This window comes from Streptomyces sp. NPDC088725 (assembly GCF_044751305.1).
Classification (GTDB): domain Bacteria; phylum Actinomycetota; class Actinomycetes; order Streptomycetales; family Streptomycetaceae; genus Streptomyces.
In genome coordinates this window covers 370,708-390,113 of record NZ_JBIVLO010000003.1, presented here as the reverse complement: position 1 = coordinate 390,113, position 19,406 = coordinate 370,708, and the positions used below count along the sequence as shown (strand labels likewise).

General features: G+C 67.3%; 24 protein-coding genes. 12 read left to right on the top strand and 12 right to left on the bottom strand.

From position 1 onward, the window contains the following. Positions 1–157: 157 nt before the first annotated feature. Positions 158–712 carry an NUDIX domain-containing protein gene (locus ACIP6N_RS08775; protein ID WP_401814003.1) on the bottom strand — a complete coding sequence of 185 codons (555 nt, stop codon included), beginning with the start codon at positions 710–712 and terminating at the stop codon, positions 158–160. Further along, positions 709–1,119, bottom strand: a complete 411-nt coding sequence (locus tag ACIP6N_RS08770; RefSeq protein WP_401814001.1) for an ATP-binding protein — start codon at positions 1,117–1,119, stop codon at positions 709–711. Before ACIP6N_RS08770 ends, ACIP6N_RS08775 begins: the two co-directional genes overlap by 4 nt. A 203-nt stretch (positions 1,120–1,322) precedes the next feature. Here ACIP6N_RS08770 and ACIP6N_RS08765 point away from each other — a divergent pair, with 203 nt between their 5' ends. The 3 genes from ACIP6N_RS08765 (at position 1,323) to ACIP6N_RS08755 (ending at position 2,644) form a co-directional block, all read left to right on the top strand. After that, the gene (locus tag ACIP6N_RS08765) at positions 1,323–2,174 is read left to right on the top strand and encodes a helix-turn-helix domain-containing protein (protein ID WP_401814000.1); all 852 of its coding nucleotides are present in this window, start codon (positions 1,323–1,325) and stop codon (positions 2,172–2,174) included. Continuing rightward, positions 2,171–2,377, top strand: a complete 207-nt coding sequence (locus ACIP6N_RS08760) for a DUF397 domain-containing protein (protein WP_401813999.1) — start codon at positions 2,171–2,173, stop codon at positions 2,375–2,377. The genes ACIP6N_RS08765 and ACIP6N_RS08760 overlap by 4 nt, the downstream gene beginning before the upstream one ends. A gap of 63 nt (positions 2,378–2,440) precedes the next feature. Beyond that, on the top strand, positions 2,441–2,644 hold the full coding sequence (locus ACIP6N_RS08755; RefSeq protein WP_401813998.1) for a DUF397 domain-containing protein: 204 nt from the start codon (positions 2,441–2,443) through the stop codon (positions 2,642–2,644). On the opposite strand, the gene ACIP6N_RS08750 is transcribed toward ACIP6N_RS08755, so the two are convergent. Then, positions 2,631–3,458, bottom strand: coding sequence for an alpha/beta fold hydrolase (locus ACIP6N_RS08750; protein ID WP_401813996.1), 828 nt, complete (start codon positions 3,456–3,458; stop codon positions 2,631–2,633). The genes ACIP6N_RS08755 and ACIP6N_RS08750 overlap by 14 nt on opposite strands. Positions 3,459–3,598: 140 nt before the next feature. Between ACIP6N_RS08750 and ACIP6N_RS08745 the strand changes: the two genes are divergently transcribed. Then, positions 3,599–4,009 (top strand): hypothetical protein, encoded by a 411-nt coding sequence (locus ACIP6N_RS08745; RefSeq protein ID WP_401813995.1) that lies wholly within the window; start codon positions 3,599–3,601, stop codon positions 4,007–4,009. 139 nt (positions 4,010–4,148) lie between these two features. After that, the gene (locus ACIP6N_RS08740) at positions 4,149–4,640 is read left to right on the top strand and encodes a hypothetical protein (RefSeq protein WP_401813993.1); all 492 of its coding nucleotides are present in this window, start codon (positions 4,149–4,151) and stop codon (positions 4,638–4,640) included. A 65-nt stretch (positions 4,641–4,705) separates the two neighbouring features. Here ACIP6N_RS08740 and ACIP6N_RS08735 read toward each other — a convergent pair whose 3' ends face one another. Together ACIP6N_RS08735 and ACIP6N_RS08730 are read right to left on the bottom strand one after the other, a co-directional pair. Further along, entirely contained in the window at positions 4,706–5,329 is a 624-nt protein-coding gene (locus ACIP6N_RS08735; protein WP_401813991.1) for an NAD(P)-dependent oxidoreductase, read from the bottom strand. A gap of 28 nt (positions 5,330–5,357) precedes the next feature. Beyond that, on the bottom strand, positions 5,358–6,191 hold the full coding sequence (locus ACIP6N_RS08730; RefSeq protein ID WP_401813990.1) for an inositol monophosphatase family protein: 834 nt from the start codon (positions 6,189–6,191) through the stop codon (positions 5,358–5,360). A 110-nt stretch (positions 6,192–6,301) separates the two neighbouring features. On the opposite strand from ACIP6N_RS08730, the gene ACIP6N_RS08725 reads away from it, so the two are divergent. Further along, positions 6,302–7,213, top strand: a complete 912-nt coding sequence (locus ACIP6N_RS08725; RefSeq protein ID WP_401813989.1) for a LysR family transcriptional regulator — start codon at positions 6,302–6,304, stop codon at positions 7,211–7,213. A 137-nt stretch (positions 7,214–7,350) separates the two neighbouring features. On the opposite strand, the gene ACIP6N_RS08720 is transcribed toward ACIP6N_RS08725, so the two are convergent. The 3 genes from ACIP6N_RS08720 to ACIP6N_RS08710 form a co-directional block, all read right to left on the bottom strand. Continuing rightward, positions 7,351–7,929 carry a hypothetical protein gene (locus ACIP6N_RS08720; protein ID WP_401813987.1) on the bottom strand — a complete coding sequence of 193 codons (579 nt, stop codon included), beginning with the start codon at positions 7,927–7,929 and terminating at the stop codon, positions 7,351–7,353. Positions 7,930–8,000: 71 nt separating this feature from the next. Beyond that, entirely contained in the window at positions 8,001–10,169 is a 2,169-nt protein-coding gene (locus ACIP6N_RS08715; protein ID WP_401813986.1) for a hypothetical protein, read from the bottom strand. Continuing rightward, positions 10,169–10,624: a hypothetical protein gene (locus tag ACIP6N_RS08710; protein ID WP_401813984.1), complete on the bottom strand. Its 456-nt coding sequence runs from the start codon at positions 10,622–10,624 to the stop codon at positions 10,169–10,171. Before ACIP6N_RS08710 ends, ACIP6N_RS08715 begins: the two co-directional genes overlap by 1 nt. Positions 10,625–10,856: 232 nt before the next feature. On the opposite strand from ACIP6N_RS08710, the gene ACIP6N_RS08705 reads away from it, so the two are divergent. Further along, complete coding sequence (locus tag ACIP6N_RS08705) at positions 10,857–11,357, top strand: MOSC domain-containing protein (protein WP_401814409.1); 501 nt, start codon at positions 10,857–10,859, stop codon at positions 11,355–11,357. A 30-nt stretch (positions 11,358–11,387) separates the two neighbouring features. On the opposite strand, the gene ACIP6N_RS08700 is transcribed toward ACIP6N_RS08705, so the two are convergent. Further along, a complete protein-coding gene (locus ACIP6N_RS08700; RefSeq protein ID WP_401813982.1) occupies positions 11,388–11,921 on the bottom strand; it encodes a DinB family protein in 534 nt (177 codons plus the stop codon). A gap of 64 nt (positions 11,922–11,985) precedes the next feature. Between ACIP6N_RS08700 and ACIP6N_RS08695 the strand changes: the two genes are divergently transcribed. Both ACIP6N_RS08695 and ACIP6N_RS08690 read left to right on the top strand, forming a co-directional pair. Then, positions 11,986–12,804: a hypothetical protein gene (locus ACIP6N_RS08695; protein ID WP_401813980.1), complete on the top strand. Its 819-nt coding sequence runs from the start codon at positions 11,986–11,988 to the stop codon at positions 12,802–12,804. A 72-nt stretch (positions 12,805–12,876) separates the two neighbouring features. After that, positions 12,877–13,251: a hypothetical protein gene (locus ACIP6N_RS08690; protein WP_401813978.1), complete on the top strand. Its 375-nt coding sequence runs from the start codon at positions 12,877–12,879 to the stop codon at positions 13,249–13,251. Positions 13,252–13,272: 21 nt separating this feature from the next. Here ACIP6N_RS08690 and ACIP6N_RS08685 read toward each other — a convergent pair whose 3' ends face one another. Together ACIP6N_RS08685 and ACIP6N_RS08680 are read right to left on the bottom strand one after the other, a co-directional pair. Next, positions 13,273–13,686: a nitroreductase/quinone reductase family protein gene (locus ACIP6N_RS08685; RefSeq protein WP_401813977.1), complete on the bottom strand. Its 414-nt coding sequence runs from the start codon at positions 13,684–13,686 to the stop codon at positions 13,273–13,275. After that, positions 13,683–15,011 carry an SAM-dependent methyltransferase gene (locus ACIP6N_RS08680; protein WP_401813976.1) on the bottom strand — a complete coding sequence of 443 codons (1,329 nt, stop codon included), beginning with the start codon at positions 15,009–15,011 and terminating at the stop codon, positions 13,683–13,685. Before ACIP6N_RS08680 ends, ACIP6N_RS08685 begins: the two co-directional genes overlap by 4 nt. A gap of 109 nt (positions 15,012–15,120) precedes the next feature. Between ACIP6N_RS08680 and ACIP6N_RS08675 the strand changes: the two genes are divergently transcribed. The 3 genes from ACIP6N_RS08675 to groL all read left to right on the top strand — a co-directional run bounded on the left by ACIP6N_RS08675 (position 15,121) and on the right by groL (position 18,471). Then, positions 15,121–16,083 (top strand): polysaccharide deacetylase family protein, encoded by a 963-nt coding sequence (locus tag ACIP6N_RS08675; protein ID WP_401813975.1) that lies wholly within the window; start codon positions 15,121–15,123, stop codon positions 16,081–16,083. A 350-nt stretch (positions 16,084–16,433) separates the two neighbouring features. Beyond that, the gene (groES, locus tag ACIP6N_RS08670) at positions 16,434–16,742 is read left to right on the top strand and encodes a co-chaperone GroES (protein WP_023539274.1); all 309 of its coding nucleotides are present in this window, start codon (positions 16,434–16,436) and stop codon (positions 16,740–16,742) included. A gap of 97 nt (positions 16,743–16,839) precedes the next feature. Further along, positions 16,840–18,471, top strand: a complete 1,632-nt coding sequence (gene groL, locus ACIP6N_RS08665; protein WP_401813973.1) for a chaperonin GroEL — start codon at positions 16,840–16,842, stop codon at positions 18,469–18,471. 148 nt (positions 18,472–18,619) lie between these two features. Here the strand turns inward: groL and ACIP6N_RS08660 are convergent, their stop codons facing one another. Then, positions 18,620–19,393: an SDR family NAD(P)-dependent oxidoreductase gene (locus ACIP6N_RS08660; protein ID WP_401813971.1), complete on the bottom strand. Its 774-nt coding sequence runs from the start codon at positions 19,391–19,393 to the stop codon at positions 18,620–18,622. Positions 19,394–19,406 lie beyond the last annotated feature (13 nt).

The window sequence follows — 19,406 nt, the reverse complement described above, 5'->3', positions numbered from 1 at the left end:
GATCGCCGGAATCGACCAGCCATCTGTTGCCGCCTTCTGGCTCGGCCGGCCCTGACCCGGCGGCGACGGGGTCGTCAGCCCCGTAGAACTGCGACGGCCAGTGCCGAGCCGATCGTCAACACCGCGCATACGTAGGCGACTTGCTGCGCCACCGGGCTCATGGTGCATCCGTCAGAGTGGCGCGCAGGCGGGCCCTGAGGAGCGGGTGGCCGATCTCTTCGAGCGGGACCCAGCGGGTGCGGCTCGGCGTCGGCGCTTCGGCGGGGAAGAGGACGCCGGAGTGGGCCCGGAAGAGATACCGGAAGCCGTACCGCGTCCGTCGTCCGTCCTCGGGGTCGGCGGGCGAGATGTCGATCAGGAGAGGATGCTCGGCCCCGGGAATCGTCCACACGTCGCAGGCCCCCGCAGCCTCCGCCAGTATGCGTACGGCGGTCCTGCTGAGCGAGTGGTCTGCCACACTCGGATCCCCCTCGGCGAAGACCCAACTGCCGGCCCGCTTCAACGCGAGCGCCCGTCCGCCCTCGTTGACGAGTACCGCACCGGCCTTGACGATCGGACACAAGCCATCGTGCAGGCAGTCCCCTTGGCGGGCGTGGTCGAGGAGCGTGTCGAAGAGCGGCATCAACGCCGGTGTCTCGTCCGGGAAGTGCAGTAAGTAGGAGTTCAACTCCTTGACGACGACGCTCTCTTCGATGGTCTCTTCGATCCTCATGATCGGCCCTCCCCGGTGTGTGCGGCAGGCATGCGGATCACACACCTGACGTCCTTGCCGGAAGCGGTGAGCACGGTCTCCCAGTGCTCGGTCAGCTCATTGATGAGAATCAGCCCCCGGCCTTCTTCGGCGGTCCTGGAGTACGGGCGCTTGGTCGGTACGTCTATCAGCCGGTCGCTGACGGTGATGAGGAGATGCGGTTCCACCGGCACGACCAGCAGGTCGCACTGACCCCCGGCGTGCTTGTAGACGTTGGTCAGCAGCTCCACGACAACGAGAACAGCGATCTCCGAGACCGGCGCGAATCCCCAGTCCTCAAGCCGTTTGACCATGTCACGGCGGATGAGGCCCAGTTCATCGGGCTGCACGGTGAGGCTGAGCCGCAGTTCTCTTCCAGTACCGGCCACGCACACCATGGCTCCTCCACTGCCGCCCTCGCGGGCAACACGGTTGATCGCAGCGAGTCACCTTGGCGGTGCGCTGCGTTGCGAGATGATGGTGGAGGGTGAAAGGTTGTCCTGGCAAGTTATTCCGTGTTGAATTCATCTCTAGGGGTGAATCTGACGCATGAACCCTGTGAACACTGGAACTGCCGCCCCATCATGTGGTCATGCCTCAAGACAACATGCCCACCATGCGGAGCAAGCGACTCGGCAACGAGTTGAAGCGTCTACGAGTCGAACGGGGGTTCCGAGTCCAGGACATCGCCGACAAGCTGCAGTGCGGTCAGCCGAAGATCTCGCAGATCGAGAACGGCAAGCGCGGCATCAGGCCGCTCGACCTGACGGTGCTGATGGAGTTCTACGCGATTGATGACGCCGGGTACATCGCGAGCATCCGGCGACTGGCGAAGGACATCCACAAGGTTGACTGGTGGAGTAGCCAGGGACCCTTGCTCTATGACGAGCTTCGGGACTACCTGACCCTGGAGGCCGACTCCGAGTTGGTCCGTGAGTACAACCCGGCGGTGATCCCTGGGTTGCTCCAGACCGAGGCGACCATGCGGCAGATCTTCAGCGCCGGTTCTCCTCCAGAGAAGGTCGGCCCGCTCGTCGAGACGCGCATGAAGCGGAAGGAACTCCTTGAGGCGCATCTGGACTTCAGGCTGCGCACGATCATCGATGTGACGACACTGCACCGCATCAGTGGGACGCCGGAACAGGTGCGAGAGCAACTTGAACATTTGCTGGAGATGGGCAAGTTGAGCAGCGTCAACCTCCAGATTCTGCCGCTCGACGCGTCACTCCCGGCCGCGCAGTACGTGCCGTTCATGCTCCTCTCGCTCCGGGGCGAACCGTCGATTGATGTCGCCTGGTTGGAGCACTTGACCGGTGGTACTTTGTTGGAGCAGCGGAGTGACGTTCAGGAATACGGCCAAGTGTGGGACGAGCTCACAGCCGCAGCCCTCTCGCCGTCCGCGTCTCAGAAGTACATTCGTGATCTCATCAAGGACAGTGGATGACCTCCGAAGAGTTCGTCGGTGCGTTTTGGCACAAGAGCACCTACAGCGGGAACAACAACGCCTGCGTTGAGCGCGGCATGCTGTGCTCCGGCCGTCAGGCTGTCCGTGACACCAAGGATCGTGCGCGTGGCGTGGCAGTGTTCGAGCCGGCGTCCTGGCAGGTGTTCGTCGCCGCTGTGCGGTCCGGCGAGCTGTCTGTCTGAGTCGCCAAGTTCGGCCGAATTGGGCCCCAACTCCTCGTGGAGTCGGGGCCTATGTTCTGTGTCATGACCTCTGACGCGTTCGATGGAGCGCTCTGGCACAAGAGCACGTGCAGCGGCAACAACAACGGTTGTGTTGAGCGCGGTGTGCTGCGCTCCGGCCGTCAGGCCGTCCGCGACACCAAAGGCCGCACGCGCCCCGCCGTTGTGTTCTCGCCGACCGCCTGGCAGGCGTTCGTCAGCGCCGTCGGGTCCGTCAGCTCTCGATGAAGGCCATCAGGTCCGCGTTGAACGTGTCCTGATAGGCGGGGAGTTGGGCCAGGCCGTGCGGCGCGCCGGGGTAGACCTTGAGGGTGGAGTCCTTGATGATCCGCGCCGACTTCTGGCTCGCGGCCACGATGGGCACGATCTGGTCGTCGTCGCCCTGGGCGACGAGCGTGGGGATGTCGAAGAGCTTGAGGTCTTCGGTGAAGTCGGTCTCGGAGAACGCCTCGATGCAGTCGTACGCGCCCACGAGGCCGACCTGCATGCTCCACATCCAGAACGAGTCGTGGATGCCTTGCGAGACAGCGGAGCCGGAGCGGTTGGCTCCGTAGAAACTCTCGCTCAGGTCCTTGTAGTACTGCGAGCGGTCGGTCGCGACACCGGTGCGGATGGCGTCGAAGGCGTCGATAGGCAACCCTTCCGGGTTGGCGTCCGTCTTGAGCATCAGCGGCGGGACGGAGGCGAGCAGGACGGCCTTGGAGAGCCGGTCGGTGCCGTAGCGGCCGATGTAGCGGGCGACTTCGCCGCCGCCTGTCGAGTGGCCGACGAGTATCGCGTCGCGCAGGCCGAGTTCCTCGAAGAGCTGGGCGAGGTCGTCGGCGTAGGTGTTCATCTCGTTGCCGTGCCCCGGCTGGCTGGAACGGCCGTGGCCGCGACGGTCGTGGGCGATGCCCCGGTAGCCGTGGTCGGCGACCAGCTTGAGCTGGGTGTCCCAGGCGTCACCGTTCAGGGGCCAGCCGTGACTGAACACGACGGGCCGTCCGCTGCCCCACTCCTTGTAGAAGATGCTGGTGCCGTCTTTGGTGATGATCGTGGACATGATCCATTCCTCCGAATCGGGACAGCGGGATATATCCGACGATACGGCGGATATTGGCCCCCGTCGTGCGGGGCCGGAACGAGTGCACCGCGCTCCGGCTCCGCGCCCGATTGTCAGTGGCCGCTGCGAGCATGTGCGTCATGACACCTTTACTTCTGACTGACATCGAACGCGCCATCCGCAGCAGCTGGGGTGCCGACACGTGCACGCCGGAGTACCGGTCGCGCTGGAGTACCGACAACCCGGCCCGGGACCAGTGCGGCGTCACCGCCATGGTGGTCAACGACCTGCTGGGCGGCGAGCTGATCCGCGGCGAAGTCCGGGTCAACGGCGAGCAGACCGACTTCCACTGGTGGAACCGCCTGGGTATGGGGGTGGAGATCGACCTCACGCGCGAGCAGTTCGGGCCGGAAGAGATCGTCACGGGAGGCGACGTCATACCCCGTCCGCCGGTCGGCGAGCTGCGCCGTCTCCGTGAGGAGTACGAGCTGCTGCGCGACCGCGTGGTGTCGGAGCTGAAGCAGCGGGAGGCGGTTTCCCCGCCGAGGTAGTTCGCGTGCGGGTCGCGGTGGACAGGGGTCTGGGAGGCCCGCGTACCGGCGGGTTCTCCCGGGCCGCCGGGTTGTTCGCCCGGTGGGGCGGGCAGCCGGTCCGGAACTGACCACGTACTGAAGGAACGAGGGATGGGCGATGGATCTGGTACTCGACCCGCCGCGCGGAGTCGCGCCGATCATGCTGGGCATGACGCTCGACGAGGCGGTCGCCGCCGTGCCCGACGGCTGGGGCGCGCCCCGCGTGTGGCGGGAGCCTGGCCCGGCGAAGGCGTGCTGGGACCTCGACCACGTCGACGTGCAGGCCCTGGTCGAGGGTGGCACGCACGTCACCGCGATCGAGTTGTGGTGGCCCGGTGAGTGCCGTACCTCCAGCACGCGTGTCCTGATCGAGGGAGACGAGGTGTTCACCACCCCCGCCGAAGATCTCTTCCGGTCCGCCGCAGCGCGGGGCTGGACCGTCGATACGTCGGATCCTGAATACCCGGTGATACCCGGTGTGTCGCTGGGCTTCACGCGGCAGACCTCGCAGGAGGCCGAGGAGGACGCCGACGGCTTCCCGAGGCACGTCACCTCGGTCCTGGTGGGCGGCCCCGACTACTACGACTTCCGTTATGAAGAGCGCGGTTGATCGGCTTCGGGGTTGATTGCCTTCGATTTCGGGGTTGACTGCCTTCGACGGCCCGCGGGCGTGGCCTACCGGTGGCCGAACAGCGTGATGACGTCCTCGCCGGCGAAGCGGGCGTCTTCCGCTTCGTTGAGCATGAGGGTGGCGACACCGGCCCGGGGGGCCATGGGCGGCATCATCCTCGGCTTGAACGTGCCGGCGCTGACCAGGCGTCCGCCGCCCTCATAGGGCTTGTTGGTCAGAGGACCCGCGTACACGACGGTTCCTCCGGCGCTGTTGACCGCCCGGCCGGCAACGCCTTTCGCGTCCCACTCGTGGCGCAGGACGCGCTTGAGCAGGGCACCGTTCACCTTGCCGAGAGCGCCCTCGGTCGCGCCCAGTCCCAGCGAGCTGAGCCAGACCACGCGGGGGGCCGCCGAGGCCAGCAGGCGCGCCCCGTCGACCAGGACGCTCGGGTCCTGCTTCTTCGTGATGCCCAGGCCGCTGACGACGACATCGGCGCCTTCGAGGGCGGCCAGGACGGTGGACGGCTCGTTGGTGTCCGCGCGTACCACGCGCAGCGCGCCGGTCGCGAGGTCGGAGAGCCGGGCAGGGGTGCGGGCCAGGGCGATGACCTCGTGGCCGCGGGCGAGGGCCTGGGTGACGAGCAGGCGGCCGGTCTGGCCGGTGGAACCGAGTACGGCGATCTTCATGGTGTGCTCCCGGAGGGGTTGGTGCGGCTCAGTACAGTGTGGACAAAACGTGCACGGTTTCTGCGTGGATACCGGGCGCGGCGGCGAGGAAGTCGCGGCTCGCGAGGGTCCACGGCCTGCCATGGGTGTCGGTCACGGCGCCGCCGGACTCCATGACGAGCAGCGCGCCGGCAAGCAGGCCCGAGCGGACGTCGGAGAACTGCCAGAAGGCGTCCATCCGCCCGGCGGCGACATGGGCGAGCTGCAAGGTGGCCGGCACGGAGACACGGAGGAGAAGCGCGCTGCTCAGCATGGCGGTGACGGACGCGCCGATGCGCTGGTAAGTCGCTTGGCCCTCGCCGGGCTTGGCCTGGCCGGTGCCCACCATGGCCGCGTTCAGCTCCGTCTTCGCCGACGGGCGCAGCGGCTTGCCGTTGAGGTGCGCGCCGCGGCCGGCCAGCGCGGTGTAGGTGTCACCGGTCAGCGGGAGGTGGACGACGGTCAGCACCGGGGTGTTGTCACGCACCAGCGTGGCGGTCACCGCCCACTCGGTCAGGCCGTGGACGTGGTTGATGTTGCCCTCGACGGGGTCGACGACCCACCACTCACCGGTCGGCAGGACCCCGCTCTCCAACTCGTCCTCCACCCATCCGGAACCCGGGCGGGCCGCGAGCAGTGGCGCCTTCAGGACGCTGAGGACGGTTTCGTCGTTGGCGTGGGCCGCGGTGGCGATCTCCCTGAGGTCCCACAGGCGGGCGTCGGGCGAGAACCGCTCGCGCAGGTACGTGCCGGCCGCGAAGACGCAGGCCGTGACCTGGGAGAGCAGGGCATCGTCCTCGACGGAGGCGGGCCGTGTGGTGCCGGCCGGCTGGTTGTCGGACATGGAGCCCTCCTCGGAATCGGTGCTTGGCGGAGTTGGGCCGCCTTCATTCGAAGGTAGGGCCGGTCATAGTTATCGACAAATGCAGTCTTGTTATGAATAGAATTACCTGCATGCAATTGGATTTGAACCTGCTGACCGCACTCGACGCGCTGCTGGAAGAGGGCAGCGTGGCCGCCGCGGCCGACCGTCTCCATGTGTCCGCGCCCGCCATGAGCCGGACCCTGGGACGCATCCGGCGCGCGACCGGCGACCAGATCCTGGTCCGCACCGGCCGGACGATGACCCCGACCCCTCACGCCGTCGCCATCCGCGAAAGGGTGCACAGCCTGGTGCACCAGGCGCATGCGGTGCTCGCGCCCGATCAGGACGTCGACCTGGCGACCCTGGAGCGCACATTCACTCTGAAGTGGCACGACTCCCTCATGGACGCGTGCGGTCCGGCCCTGCTCGCGGCCGTCCACGCGCAGGCCCCCGGGGTCCAGCTGCGGTTCATGGCCGAGACGAGCAAGGACAGCCAGGACCTGCGGCGCGACGAGGCCGACCTCGAAGCCGGTTCCGCCGCGCCGTCGCTGCCGGAGATCCGCCGCGAGAAGGTCGGGGAGGGCAGGCTGATCGTCGTGGTCCGCGCCGGTCATCCGCTGACGGAAGTCCCGCTCACCCTCGACCGGTACGCGGCGGCCGAGCACATCACCGTCTCGCGGCGCGGGCGCCTCAGCGACCCCATCGACGACACGCTGCAAGCCCACGACCAGCGCCGCCGTGTCGTCGCCTCGGCGCCGACCGGCTCCACCGCGCTCCAACTCGTCCGCCACAGCGACCTGGTCGTCGCGGTTCCCGAACTCACCAACAGGCCAGAGCCGAACGACCTCAGCCTGCGCACGCTGCCGTTTCCCCTCGACATGCCCGCGATCCCCATCTACCTGTCCTGGCACCAGCGTTACGACGGCGACCGCGCGCACACCTGGCTGCGCGACGAGGCCCGCAAGGCGGTGCGGGCGCTCACGCTCCCGCCGGAGGAGTAACCAGGCCGGGCCGGACGTGCCGGTTACGGCCGGACGGCGACGGCGCCTGCGCCTGTTGGGCATCCGCCGGGGAGCGCGTCCGCTGAAGCGCACTGCCTGGCGGCCGTGCCGCTCAACTCTCCTGTCCTGCGCGGCGGTTACGACCCGATCTCAGGCGCCCCGGCGGGCAGGGCGCCGGCGCCGGGGCACTTCAGGATGTCCTGGGCGGCGACCCGCAGGGTCTCGGCAGCCAGAGTGGCGAAGTTCTTGCGAACCTTCTCGTTCTCCTCGTCCGGGAAGTCCGGGCCTTCAGCGCTGACCGCGACGATTCCCTCGTCTTCCGGCGTCGTGCAGTCTGCGATGATTCCGGCACTGTGTGACCCGGAATAACCGACCGTGTTGCCACCGGTTACCGTGCGGAATTCCGACTGTTCGGCTTTCCGTTTGTAGTCCGTACGCCATTCGCGGACGAAATCGCTGCCTGTGATCTTATAGTAGACGAGGGTTATGCCTCGGTCGCCGGCCCAGAGGATGCATGTCGGAGCCGGACGGCCGTCCTGAAGTTCGAATTTGTTGTCGACGTCTTCGTTGAAGGCGCTGCCTGTCTTCGGCAGTAGTTCGGAGACAATTTTCCCGGACAGCTTCTCCCCGCACACGCGCTGAGGTATGGCTACTACGGGATCCTTTGACGGCCAGAAGTACCACACCACCAGTCCGGTCAAGGCGAGCGCGGTCAATATTGCGGAGATTGTCCACGACTTGCGCCTCGGCCTGTTTTCGGATGCTGATACAGAAGTGCTCATCGATATTATCCCGTCGCCCGCTGTCGTCCCTGGCTGTAGCTACTGCTGGCCTGCCGCTGAGCCGCATCGGCGTTGCTCGCCGCGTTCTCAGGATCGATACCGGCCTCGATTGCTGCGGTGTACGTCGCGTCGTACACCGCGGCAGCCGAACTCTTTCGCTGCCGCTCCAGAAAGGCGTCCCTTTCTTGTGCTGCCTCTTCGCTGGAGTCCCGGGTGTAATGATCGAGTACGGCTTCCCGGATGTCTCCCGTAACAGTGCTGACCACATCGCCGCCCACGGGAATCTTCCCTATTCCCATATCGATCACGCGCCCAACCCACATGTCGGCGTTTGTGATGCCTTCATTGAATTCTGCGTCGGAGGCAATTTTGTCGTCGTAAACAGATTGGGTTCGGGACTCGGCCATTATTCCGGAAATCTCAATACCCGGGGCGACTTTGTTGCTCACCTCGGCTGAGAGTTCTTTGAACTTGTCCCTGTCTTGGTATGTTTCATTGATGAGTTCAGTGGTGACGGCCTGCTGGGAGTTCAGGATGGCGCCATACGCATCGGGGTCCTTGCCCACTCCCGCCAGGAAGTTCTTCAGGGCGGCTGGATCGCCCCCGAGGTTCGCGTTGCTGCCGTATGTAGGGATCTCACGCTCCCCGTTCAGTCCGTCCTGGACATCTCGCATGTACTCGGCGGTTATGTTGCCGAGGCTGCTGCTCATCGGGAACTCCTCGATGAGCTTCGGGTCGCTGCCGAATGTCTTGACGATCTTCTGCACCAGCAGAGAGCTGTCGGCACTGTGTTTCCCCGGAGGGGTATCGCTCCCGTGCGGAACGCCGCTGGTGGCGGATTCCAGTGCGTGTCCGACCTTGCCATAGAGGTCTTCCTTGGCATCCGTGTCGGCGGGCCACTTGCGGGCTTCCTCGTCCTTGCCGAACAAGTAGTCCCAGTTGCGTTCGACCTCTTCGCCTTCGCCGGTCGAGGCGTTGAAGAAGTTCACTGATGCTTCAGGGTTGTGGCCGAGTGCTTCCATGAATCCGGCCATGGGGTCGTTCACGCCATCCGGATCGGGCGGATAGCTGAGCTGCAACTGACGGGTGGGGTGATCCCAGAGCCAGCCCGCGTCCACGTTCCGGGCTTTTCCGGTGAAGTCGCGCTCGAACTCGACCATTTTATCGCCGTAGGAATTCAGAAACTCCGTATCGAACTTCCCCTTGCTCATCAGGCTGCTCATGATCTGGAAGCCATACGGCTTGGTCATGACACCGTCGTGGCTGAACTGCTTGCCACCCGCCGCGAGGATGTCGTTCTTCCATGCCTCCATGGCCGGCGTGTGACCATGGGTGGCATTGGCGAGAGACATGCTGAGATTGCCCTGAACTTTTTCCAGGAGCTTGGCCCTGTCTCCCTCCGGGGTCTGGCCGTGCCCGGGGTCGGCCAGGTCGCGCCAGAACTGAAGCGTTCCGTCGGCGCCCATCCGGGTGGCGAATGTTTCCGTGAAGGCGGGGTTGTCGCGCTGGTTCTTCAGGACATCGTTGAAGCGCTGCAGGTCCTCGTCGCTCCACTCATCGGCATGTCCCTTTGCCGCTTTCTTGGCCCAGTACTCCGCGTCTTCCTTGCCTTGCCTGCGGTCAGCTTCCTTCAGGCTGGACGGGCCGCCGTCGGAGAATCCGTAATCTCCCTTCGCCAGCGCACGCAGAGCTCTGTTGGCGATCCGATCCGCTTCGTCAGCCTCCCAGAGGATGTCGGCTACCCGCCGCTGGGCGGAATCCAACTCTTCCTCCGTCGGCTGATGGAAGGTCCCACTGCCAGCTGCCGCACCGCTCGGGAGGGTGGCGATTGCGTGGCCCTGGTCGGTTATGTATATGCTCTGCTTCTCCATCTCGCCGACCGCCGCGTTCAGTTTCTTCTGGAAATCGGCCAGTTTTTCACGAGTGTCCTTCAGGATGTCGCGAATGGAAGTGGCCTGAGAGACGGCGTCGGTGAATTCCCCTGCCGTTTTGTCGATGAACTGCCGTGAGACGGTGGCGTTGACGCCGGCCCAACTGGCTTTTTCTGCCTTGCTCTTCATATCGTCCCGAGCGTCCTTCTCCAGCCTGGTGAGACTTTTGATCACGGATGACCAATCTTTGACCGTCTCGTCCAGCGCCGCGAAGTTGGCGTATCGCAACGTATCAAATTCCATCAGCTTTTACCCCCGTCATCGAATCCTCTGTCCAGTGTGGCGATACTACTGACAGCGGAAGAGATGAAGTGTTCGTCGCCCTGGTGAGCCTTCTCGGTGAAGTCCATGTGGTTCGAGATGTGCGCGCAGGCGTCGAGCAGTGATTGCAGTTGTTTCTCCCACTGCTCCTGCACGATATGAAGTCCACTGCCGAAGTCGAACTTCTGCGTCGTGAGGTTTCTGGCGGCCGTCTGACTGCTGGACCAGGCGTCACGGCCGTACCGGCCCAACTCCTCGAACAGCCTGAACGCGCTGTCCCCTACGGCAGCCAGATCCTGCTGGTTGACCTGAAGATCACCCTGCGGGCCATCGCCTCCATCTCCGCCGCCGCTCGCAGCCAGCTGATTGAGCTGCATCCGAGCGGAGTGCTTCTGGGCCGCCTCCGCCTTGAGCTGTTCCCATTCGTCCCATGCCATTGGCCAACTCCCCCTTGTGTACTGCGCAGTCAGCCTCGACTCTATGCAACGCGAAGTGTCGATGCTCTCGTTGAGGACGCATGGTCCCGGCCTTCGCGATCTCCCGCGCAAAACCGTTCGCCAACACTGTGGTTGTGTAAGTTCGTTGAGGCGGGTTCATCGCTACGGATGACGATGATGAGGGGCCGTACAGGAGTGGACGGTCACAGCGGTCAGCAGCAATGGTGAGCACCTGTTCAGCAAGCCCAATCGCGGCAGCATCACGCTGCTCGCCGGGCTCGGCGTGGAGGGCGACGCGCACGCCGGTGTGACGGTCAAGCACCGTTCGCGCGTCGCGCGTGACCCCTCGCAGCCGAACCTGCGGCAGGTCCACCTCGTACATGAGGAACTGTTCGACGCGGTCGGCGAAGAGGGCCTCAAGGTGGCGCCGGGCGAACTCGGCGAGAACGTCACCACCCGGGGCATTGACCTGCTGGGACTGCCGGCGGGCACGCTTCTGCGGATGGGTGACGAGGCGGTCGTCGAGGTCACGGGCCTGCGCAACCCGTGCGCGCAGCTCGAGAACTTCCAGCCGGGACCGCTCAAGCAGGTGGCCGGCCGTGACGAGGCCGGGAACGTTGTGCGCAAAGCCGGCGTCATGAGCGTCGTCAGGACGGGCGGAGTGGTGCGCCCCGGCGACGAGATCAGGGTCGAACTCCCGGAAGGGCCTCTGCGGCTCCTCGGACCGGTCTGAGGTCAGAACCTCGGTCGGCCGCCGGCACGTTCATGCGCCGACCACGCCGTCGATGCCCTCCCGCAGCAAGTCGGCGTGGCCGTTGTGGCGGGCGTATTCGTGGATCATGTGCAGCATCACGAACCTGAGCGAGACGTCCTGGCCCCACCTGGCCTGATGGCCGGTCATGTCCAGTGACCCCGCTTCCTTTTCGATACGGCGCGCGTGCGCGACTTCTGACCGCCAGGTGTCGAACGCCTCGGTGCCGGTCGACGCGCTCGCGTCGTACGCGGCCTGGAAGTCGCCTTCGGCGGACCATGCGAGCGGGATGTCCTCGGCGTTGATCACCCGGCGGAACCAGGTCCGTTCCACCTCCGCCATGTGCCGGACCAGGCCCAGCAGCGTGAGCGTGGACGGGGGCATCGAGCGGTCGCGCAACTCGTCGTCGGAGAGGCCGTCGGTCTTCATCGCGAGCGTCGCGCGGTGGAAGTCGAGGTAGGCGCGCAGCATTTCGCGCTCGCCTCCGGTGCAGGGCGGGCCGGTGCGAGTGTCGACGGGCAGTTCTGCGGCTGGGTCTTTTGGCATCGGAGGAGGATAGCGCCGGACCCGCAGCGCGGGTGCGGGTTTTCGCGGCGCTACTGTCGGCCGCATGATCAGCAGTTCTGAGGGGCCGGGGGAGTCGGTGGAGTCTGAGGATCCGGTGCGTGAGCGTGGGGATCCGGCTGGGCGTGCGGATCCGGGCGGGTCCGGGTGGCCTGCGGGGGCGGAGGGCGACGCGGGCGCGGGGCGCGGCGGTCAGGACGGTGACGAAGCCGCGGAGTACGGCGATCCGGACGGTGACGAAGGCGCGGAGTACGGCGATCCGGACGACGACCTCTCGTACTGGGCCGATGACGAGTCGCTGCTCGCCGACCGGACCGCCGCGATGCTCTGGCTGACCGGGCGCGGGCTGGCGGTCGAGCGGCTGCTGCTTCTCTGGGGTGCGGGGCTGGCCGCCGTGCTCGGCTGGGCGGCCGTCGGGCTGGCGGTGCAGAGCTTCGAGGCGGTGGGCCTCGGTACGGCGAGCGGGCTGGTGGCGCTGGGGCTCGGGGTGGTCCTCCTCGTGCCCGCCGTGATCGTGGCCGGGGTCTGGATCGGCCGGGGGCAGGACATACGCAGGCAACTGGTGGACTGGGCCGGTCTCGGCCCCGTACCGGTGACGGACGCCCGGCTGCGCGCCCAGCGCCGTTGCGTGCTGTGGCTGCTGCCGTCCGCCGCGCTGTGCGTGGCCGGGGTGGTGGCGACAGTACGGGCCCTCGTGCGACCGGCGGCTGTCACTGTCGGTGAGACGGTGTACGCACTCGGGTTCGGCGGTACGGTCCTGCTGACCGGTCTGTTCGGGGTGGTTCAGGCGGTGGGACACCAGCTCTGGTCAGGCACGTTGCTGAACGCGGTGCCCGTCCGCAGGCGCGGCGGCGCGCACCGCTGAGGCGGTTTTCACCATGTCCGCCCTATCCTGAAGTGGGAACGCATGCGCCATTTCAGGGTTAAGGGGCGGCGGATGAACTGGATTTGGTTGATTTTCGTCTTCTTCATGGTCGGCGGCTTCGGCTGGATAACCGATACCGGCCGTACGGCGCTCCAGACCCGCCACGAGCGAAGAATTGAACGGTTCAAATTGGCCGAGGAAGAGCGGCTGGCCCTGGAAGAGGCCCATAAGCCGCCGAAGTCCCCGGAGCCGGTGTGCGGCTGCTCGCACCACCTGGCAAAGCACGACCGGAAGGGCAAGTGCCACGAGGACGTGGAGGCGGCGACGGAGTGGGACGAGAACAAGAAGCCGCTGCGGTACGAGCGCAGGCAGTGCAACTGCCAGCAGTACGTCGGACCGCAGCCGCTGTCCCAGATCTACGCGGATGAGCTGACCGACCTGACGTAGCCGGCTCTCAGGGGCGGGCGTTCAGCCGGCCGGGGTGAAGCGCACGAGCGGGAAGGGGCGTGAGGTCATTTCCTCGTAGCCGTCGAGCGCGCCCGGATACGCCCTCTTGACCTCGGCGTAGAGCCTCGCCCGCTCCGCCGGGTCCGTGACGACCGACGGCGCCACTTCCAGGATGCGGTCGCCCACCTCGATCGTGGTCTCTGGCATGGCCGCGAGATTGGCGACCCAGGCCGGGTCCTTCTCGCCGCCCGCGTTGGATCCGCACACGACGTAATCGTCGCCGTCCCTGATGTACGCGACCGGGGTGACCCGCCGCAGGCCGGTGGTCCTTCCCGTGTGGTGCATCAGGATCAGGTGCATGCCCGACAGGTCGCCGCCCACCATGCCGTCGTTGGCGCGGAACTCGGCGATGATCCGCTCATTGAAGGTCGTCATACGCGGATGCTATGCCCGCTTTCGCTCGTTTCGGCGGGACCGCCGATCAGCATGGCCGGCGCGCCCGCGACCCGGGTGAGGAACACCGTCGCCGCGTGGCGTCCCTTGAGTTTCATCCGTCGGCGCAGTTCCTCCGGCTCCACTGCGGAGCCGCGCTTCTTCACGGTCAGGATGCCGACCTCGCGCTCGCGCAGCAGGGCCTTCAGCTTCTTGAGGTTGAAGGGCAGTTCGTCGGTGATTTCGTAGGCGGTGGCGTACGGGGTGGGGCGCAGGGTGTCCGCCGTGATGTACGCGATCGTCTCGTCGATCAGTCCGCCGGCCAGCTCCTCGGCCGCCTCGGCGACGAGATGGGCGCGGATGACGGCGCCGTCCGGCTCGTACAGGTAGCGGCCGACCGTACGGACCTGCGGGTCGGGGAGGCCGCGGCCGACGAGGGTGGCGCCGGAGGGGAGGAGGGTGGCGCGGCGGGCCCCGGGGGAGATGCGGTGCGGTCCGGCCGCATCAGCCGTACCGGCCGCATCAGCCGCTCCGGCCCCTTGGGTTGCCCGGTGCTCCTGACGTCCGCCGTGCCAGAGCACGGCCTCCTTGACGTCGCCTCCGTCGGAGATCCACTCCGCCTCGAAGTCGTCGGGGACCAGCTCGTGCGGGATGCCGGGCGCGATCTTGATGGCTCCTGCGCCGACCCTGCGCACCGCGTCGACCGCCCAGGACAGCGGCGGTGAGTACGCCTCCGGGTCGAAGATCCTGCCCCGGCCGCCGCGTCGCGCCGGGTCGATGAAGAGGGCGTGCGCGCCGTCCAGGCCGTACTCGCGTACGTCCGCGTGGGTCACTGTCGCCGGTGGCGCGTCCGGGGCCAGCGTACGGAGGTTGGTCCGGGCGATTTCGCAGGTCAGCGGGTCGAGGTCGACGGCCTCCACGGCGAAGCCCGCGCGCGCCAGCTCGATCGCGTCGCCGCCGATGCCGCAGCAGAGGTCGGTGACGCGCGCCTCCGGGGCGAGGCGGCGGAAACGGGCGGCGCGGTAGGCGGCGACGGTGGAGCGGGTGGCCTGCTCGACGCCGTTCGGCGTGAAGTACATCCGGTACGCGTCCTCCGCGCCGAACTTCGCCACCGCGCGCTGGCGCAGCCGCGCTTGCGCCAGGACCGCCGAGACCAGCTCGGCCGGGTGGTCGCGGCGCAACCGGGTGGCGACGGTCAGCTCCTGCGCCGGGTCGTGGTCGCGCAGCTCGGCGAGGAGCGCGCGCCCCTCCGGCGAGAGCAGCGGGGCCAGCAGTGGCGAGGCGGGGGCGGGGGCCGGAGAGGGGGTGCGGTCGGTCACCCGATCCATTGTGGGCCAGGTGGGGGACGGTGCGGATCGGGCGGCGGTGTCTGCCGGGCGGGCGCGGGGCGCGCTGACAGGATCCAGCACCATGCAACTAGTACGACAAAAAGAAAAAATGCCACGAAGCGCCCCGCAGATGGTGCTCCCGAGGATGGCGTCCCGGACAGGGCCGGTCCGGGCCGTACTCGCCGCGCTCCTGGTCGCCGCGATCGGCTCCGGCTGCGCGACAGAGGCCGGCAGTGACCAGGCGGAGGGCGTCCGGGAAGCCCGTAAGGCCCCTCACGCGGCGCCGCCCGCCGCCCCGTACGCCGGTCCCGCCGGTGCGCTCGCCGCGTACGCCGCGAATCTGCGGCGCGTCGAGGCCGCGCGCGTCGCCGTTGCCAGGAGGTGGAAACTCGCCAGGGCCCCGCTGGTCGCACCTCCGCCGCCCGCCGTCAAGCCGGTGATCACCACCCGCAAGGGGTTCGAGGTCGAGGACGCCGAGCCCGGGCTGCCGCCGGTCTTCACGACGGTCCCGGTCAAGGACCGCGTCGTCTTCCTGACGATGGACGACGGCGCCGAGAAGGATCCGCAGCTGCTCCGCATGATGTCCGAGCTGAAGATTCCCTACAGCGCCTTCCTGAGCGACTACCTGATCAACGACAACTTCGGCTACTTCAGGCAGATGCAGGACCGCGGTGTCGTCCTGGGCAACCACACCCTCCACCACCCGTATCTGCCCGGCCTCTCGTACGAGGAGCAGCGCGACGAGATCTGTGACCAGCAGCGGAAGCTCACGAAGCGCTACGGAAAGGCGCCCGCGCTGTTCCGCCCGCCCTTCGGCAACTACAACGGCGACACGCTGCGCATCGCGAAGGCGTGCGGCGTCAAGGCCGTGCCGCTGTGGGCGGCCGAGGCGTTCCCGGACCACATGGAGTGGCGCGAGGAGGACCAGGACCTGCACCCCGGCGACATCATCCTCACGCACTTCCGCGGCCGCGAGGAGTGGAAGGGCTCCATGCCCGACCTGGTCCGGGCGGTCATGAAGGTGATCACGGACAAGGGGTACGCCGTGGCCAAGCTGGAGGACTACGTCTGAGGCGCGGGCCGGGGTGCCTGCGGCGGCAGCCCTGCGGGGTGAGCCTGCGGTGGTGAGCCTGACCGCAGGGGGATTCGTACGCCCGTTTTCCGAGCGGACGGGCATGCGGAATCTCCGCCGCTCAGGCCCTGTTCAGGCATCGCCAAAGAGCCGCCACGCGGCCACGCATTGGCACTCCGCTTGACCGAGTGCTAATCGCGGTCATAGTCTCTGGTCTGGCACTCCCCACTGGAGAGTGCCAACCGCGCGACTGGCGGATCCGGCACCCGCGACGACGGATCCATCTGCTCGCCACCCTCAGACAGTTGACGACAGTTGACCCCGAGATCTCCGAAGGGGGAGGTCGGATCGTGACGACCGCCAGCACCAAGGTTGCCATCAAGCCGCTCGAGGACCGCATTGTGGTCCAGCCGCTCGACGCCGAGCAGACCACGGCCTCTGGCCTGGTCATCCCGGACACTGCGAAGGAGAAGCCCCAGGAGGGCGTCGTCCTGGCAGTGGGCCCGGGCCGTTTCGAGAACGGTGAGCGGCTTCCGCTCGACGTTTCCGTCGGCGACGTCGTTCTCTACAGCAAGTACGGCGGCACCGAGGTGAAGTACAGCGGCGAGGAGTACCTCGTCCTCTCGGCTCGCGACGTGCTCGCGATCATCGAGAAGTAATTCACCAGACAGATTGCTTTTGAACTGCGCCCTCGGCCCCCCTGCGATTGCCGGGCGGACGGGGGCGCAGTTCATTTGAGAGGACACAGAAGCTCTAATGGCGAAGATCCTGAAGTTCGACGAGGACGCCCGTCGCGCCCTCGAGCGCGGCGTCAACAAGCTTGCCGACACGGTGAAGGTGACGATCGGCCCCAAGGGCCGCAACGTTGTCATCGACAAGAAGTTCGGCGCCCCGACCATCACCAACGACGGTGTCACGATCGCCCGCGAGGTCGAGCTGGACGACCCGTACGAGAACCTTGGCGCGCAGCTCGTCAAGGAGGTCGCGACCAAGACCAACGACATCGCGGGTGACGGCACCACCACCGCGACCGTCCTGGCCCAGGCGCTGGTCCGCGAGGGCCTGCGCAACGTCGCCGCCGGCGCGTCCCCCGCCGCCCTCAAGAAGGGCATCGACGCGGCGGTCGCCGCCATCTCCGCGAACCTGCTGGAGACCGCGCGTCCGATCGACGACAAGTCCGACATCGCCGCCGTGGCCGCGCTCTCCGCGCAGGACCCGCAGGTCGGCGACCTCATCGCCGAGGCGATGGACAAGGTCGGCAAGGACGGTGTCATCACCGTCGAGGAGTCCAACACCTTCGGTCTGGAGCTGGACTTCACCGAGGGCATGGCCTTCGACAAGGGTTACCTGTCGCCGTACATGGTGACCGACCAGGAGCGTATGGAGGCCGTCCTCGACGACCCGTACATCCTGATCAACCAGGGCAAGATCGCGTCCATCCAGGACCTGCTCCCCCTGCTGGAGAAGGTCATCGCGGCGGGTGGCTCCAAGCCGCTGCTGATCATCGCCGAGGACGTCGAGGGCGAGGCGCTCTCCACCCTCGTCGTCAACAAGATCCGTGGCACCTTCAACGCCGTCGCGGTGAAGGCTCCCGGCTTCGGTGACCGCCGCAAGGCCATGCTCGGCGACATCGCCACCCTCACGGGTGCGACCGTCATCGCCGAAGAGGTCGGCCTCAAGCTCGACCAGGCCGGTCTCGACGTGCTGGGCTCCGCCCGCCGCGTCACGATCACCAAGGACGACACGACCATCGTCGACGGCGGCGGTAACAGCGCCGACGTCACCGGTCGCGTCAACCAGATCAAGGCCGAGATCGAGTCCACGGACTCCGACTGGGACCGCGAGAAGCTCCAGGAGCGCCTCGCGAAGCTGGCCGGCGGTGTGTGTGTGATCTCGGTCGGCGCCGCCACCGAGGTGGAGCTGAAGGAGAAGAAGCACCGTCTGGAGGACGCCATCTCCGCGACCCGCGCCGCGGTCGAGGAGGGCATCGTCTCCGGTGGTGGCTCCGCTCTGGTGCACGCCGCCAAGGTGCTCGAGGGCAACCTCGGCAAGGAGGGCGACGAGGCCACCGGTGTCGCGGTCGTCCGCCGCGCCGTCGTCGAGCCGCTGCGCTGGATCGCCGAGAACGCCGGTCTCGAGGGCTACGTCATCACCTCGAAGGTGGCGGAGCTGGACCTCGGTCACGGCTTCAACGCCGCGACCGGCGAGTACGTCGACCTGGTGAAGGCCGGCGTCATCGACCCGGTCAAGGTCACGCGCTCCGCGCTGGAGAACGCCGCGTCGATCGCCTCGCTGCTGCTCACGACCGAGACCCTGGTCGTCGAGAAGCCGGCCGAGGAAGAGGCCGACGCCGGCAACGGCGGCCACGGCCACGGCCACAGCCACTGAGGTCACACCGACTGAATCGTTGACCCGCCGCCGGTTCGCCCGGCGGCGGCAGCCGGATCAGTACGAGGCCCGGTGCCCCCGTTCGCGGGGACACCGGGCCTCGGTGCGTCCGGGCACGGTCTCGCGCCGGCCCGACGCGGTGGCGTCTCTACTGAGGCCCGTACTTGCGGCCGCCCTTCGAGGTGATCTCGCCGAGCAGCCCGCGCGGCGTGAACTTCACCGCTCCCATCAGCGCCTTGTAGCGCGGATCCGGTACGGACATGGTCCTGCCGCGCGCCAGATCGGCGAGCGCGGCCGTCACCAGCTTGTCCGCGTCCAGCCACATCCAGTCCGGGATGTTGTCCGTCCCCATCCCCGCCCGTTCGTGGAACTCGGTCCTCACGAAACCGGGGCACAGGGCCATCAGCCGCACCCCGGAACCGCCGAGATCGCGCGCGGCGCCCTGGGTGAACTGCACGATCCACGCCTTCGAGGCGCCGTACGTCCCGCGCGGCAGGAAGGCGGCCACCGACGCCACGTTGACGACTCCGCCGCGCCCGCGCTCCCGCATCCCCACGACCGCGGCCGAGGTCAGCCGCAGCACGGCCTCGCAGTGGACCTTCAGCATCGTCAGCTCGTCCGCCATCGGGACGTCGAGGTAGCGTCCCTTGTTGCCGAACCCCGCGTTGTTGACCAGCAGATCGACGGAGTGTCTGCGGTCGGAGAGCCGCTTCTCGACGGCCTCGATCCCCCGGTCGGTGGCGAGGTCGGCGGTCAGCACCTCGGCCTCGATGCCGTGCCGGTCGTGCAACTCGGTGGCGTGTTCACGCAACCGCTCGGTGTTGCGGGCCACCAGCACGAGGTTGTGCCCGTCGGCTCCCAGCCGCCGCGCGAAGGCGGCGCCGATTCCCGCGGTCGCGCCCGTGATCAAAGCAGTCGTCATATGCGGCACGTTA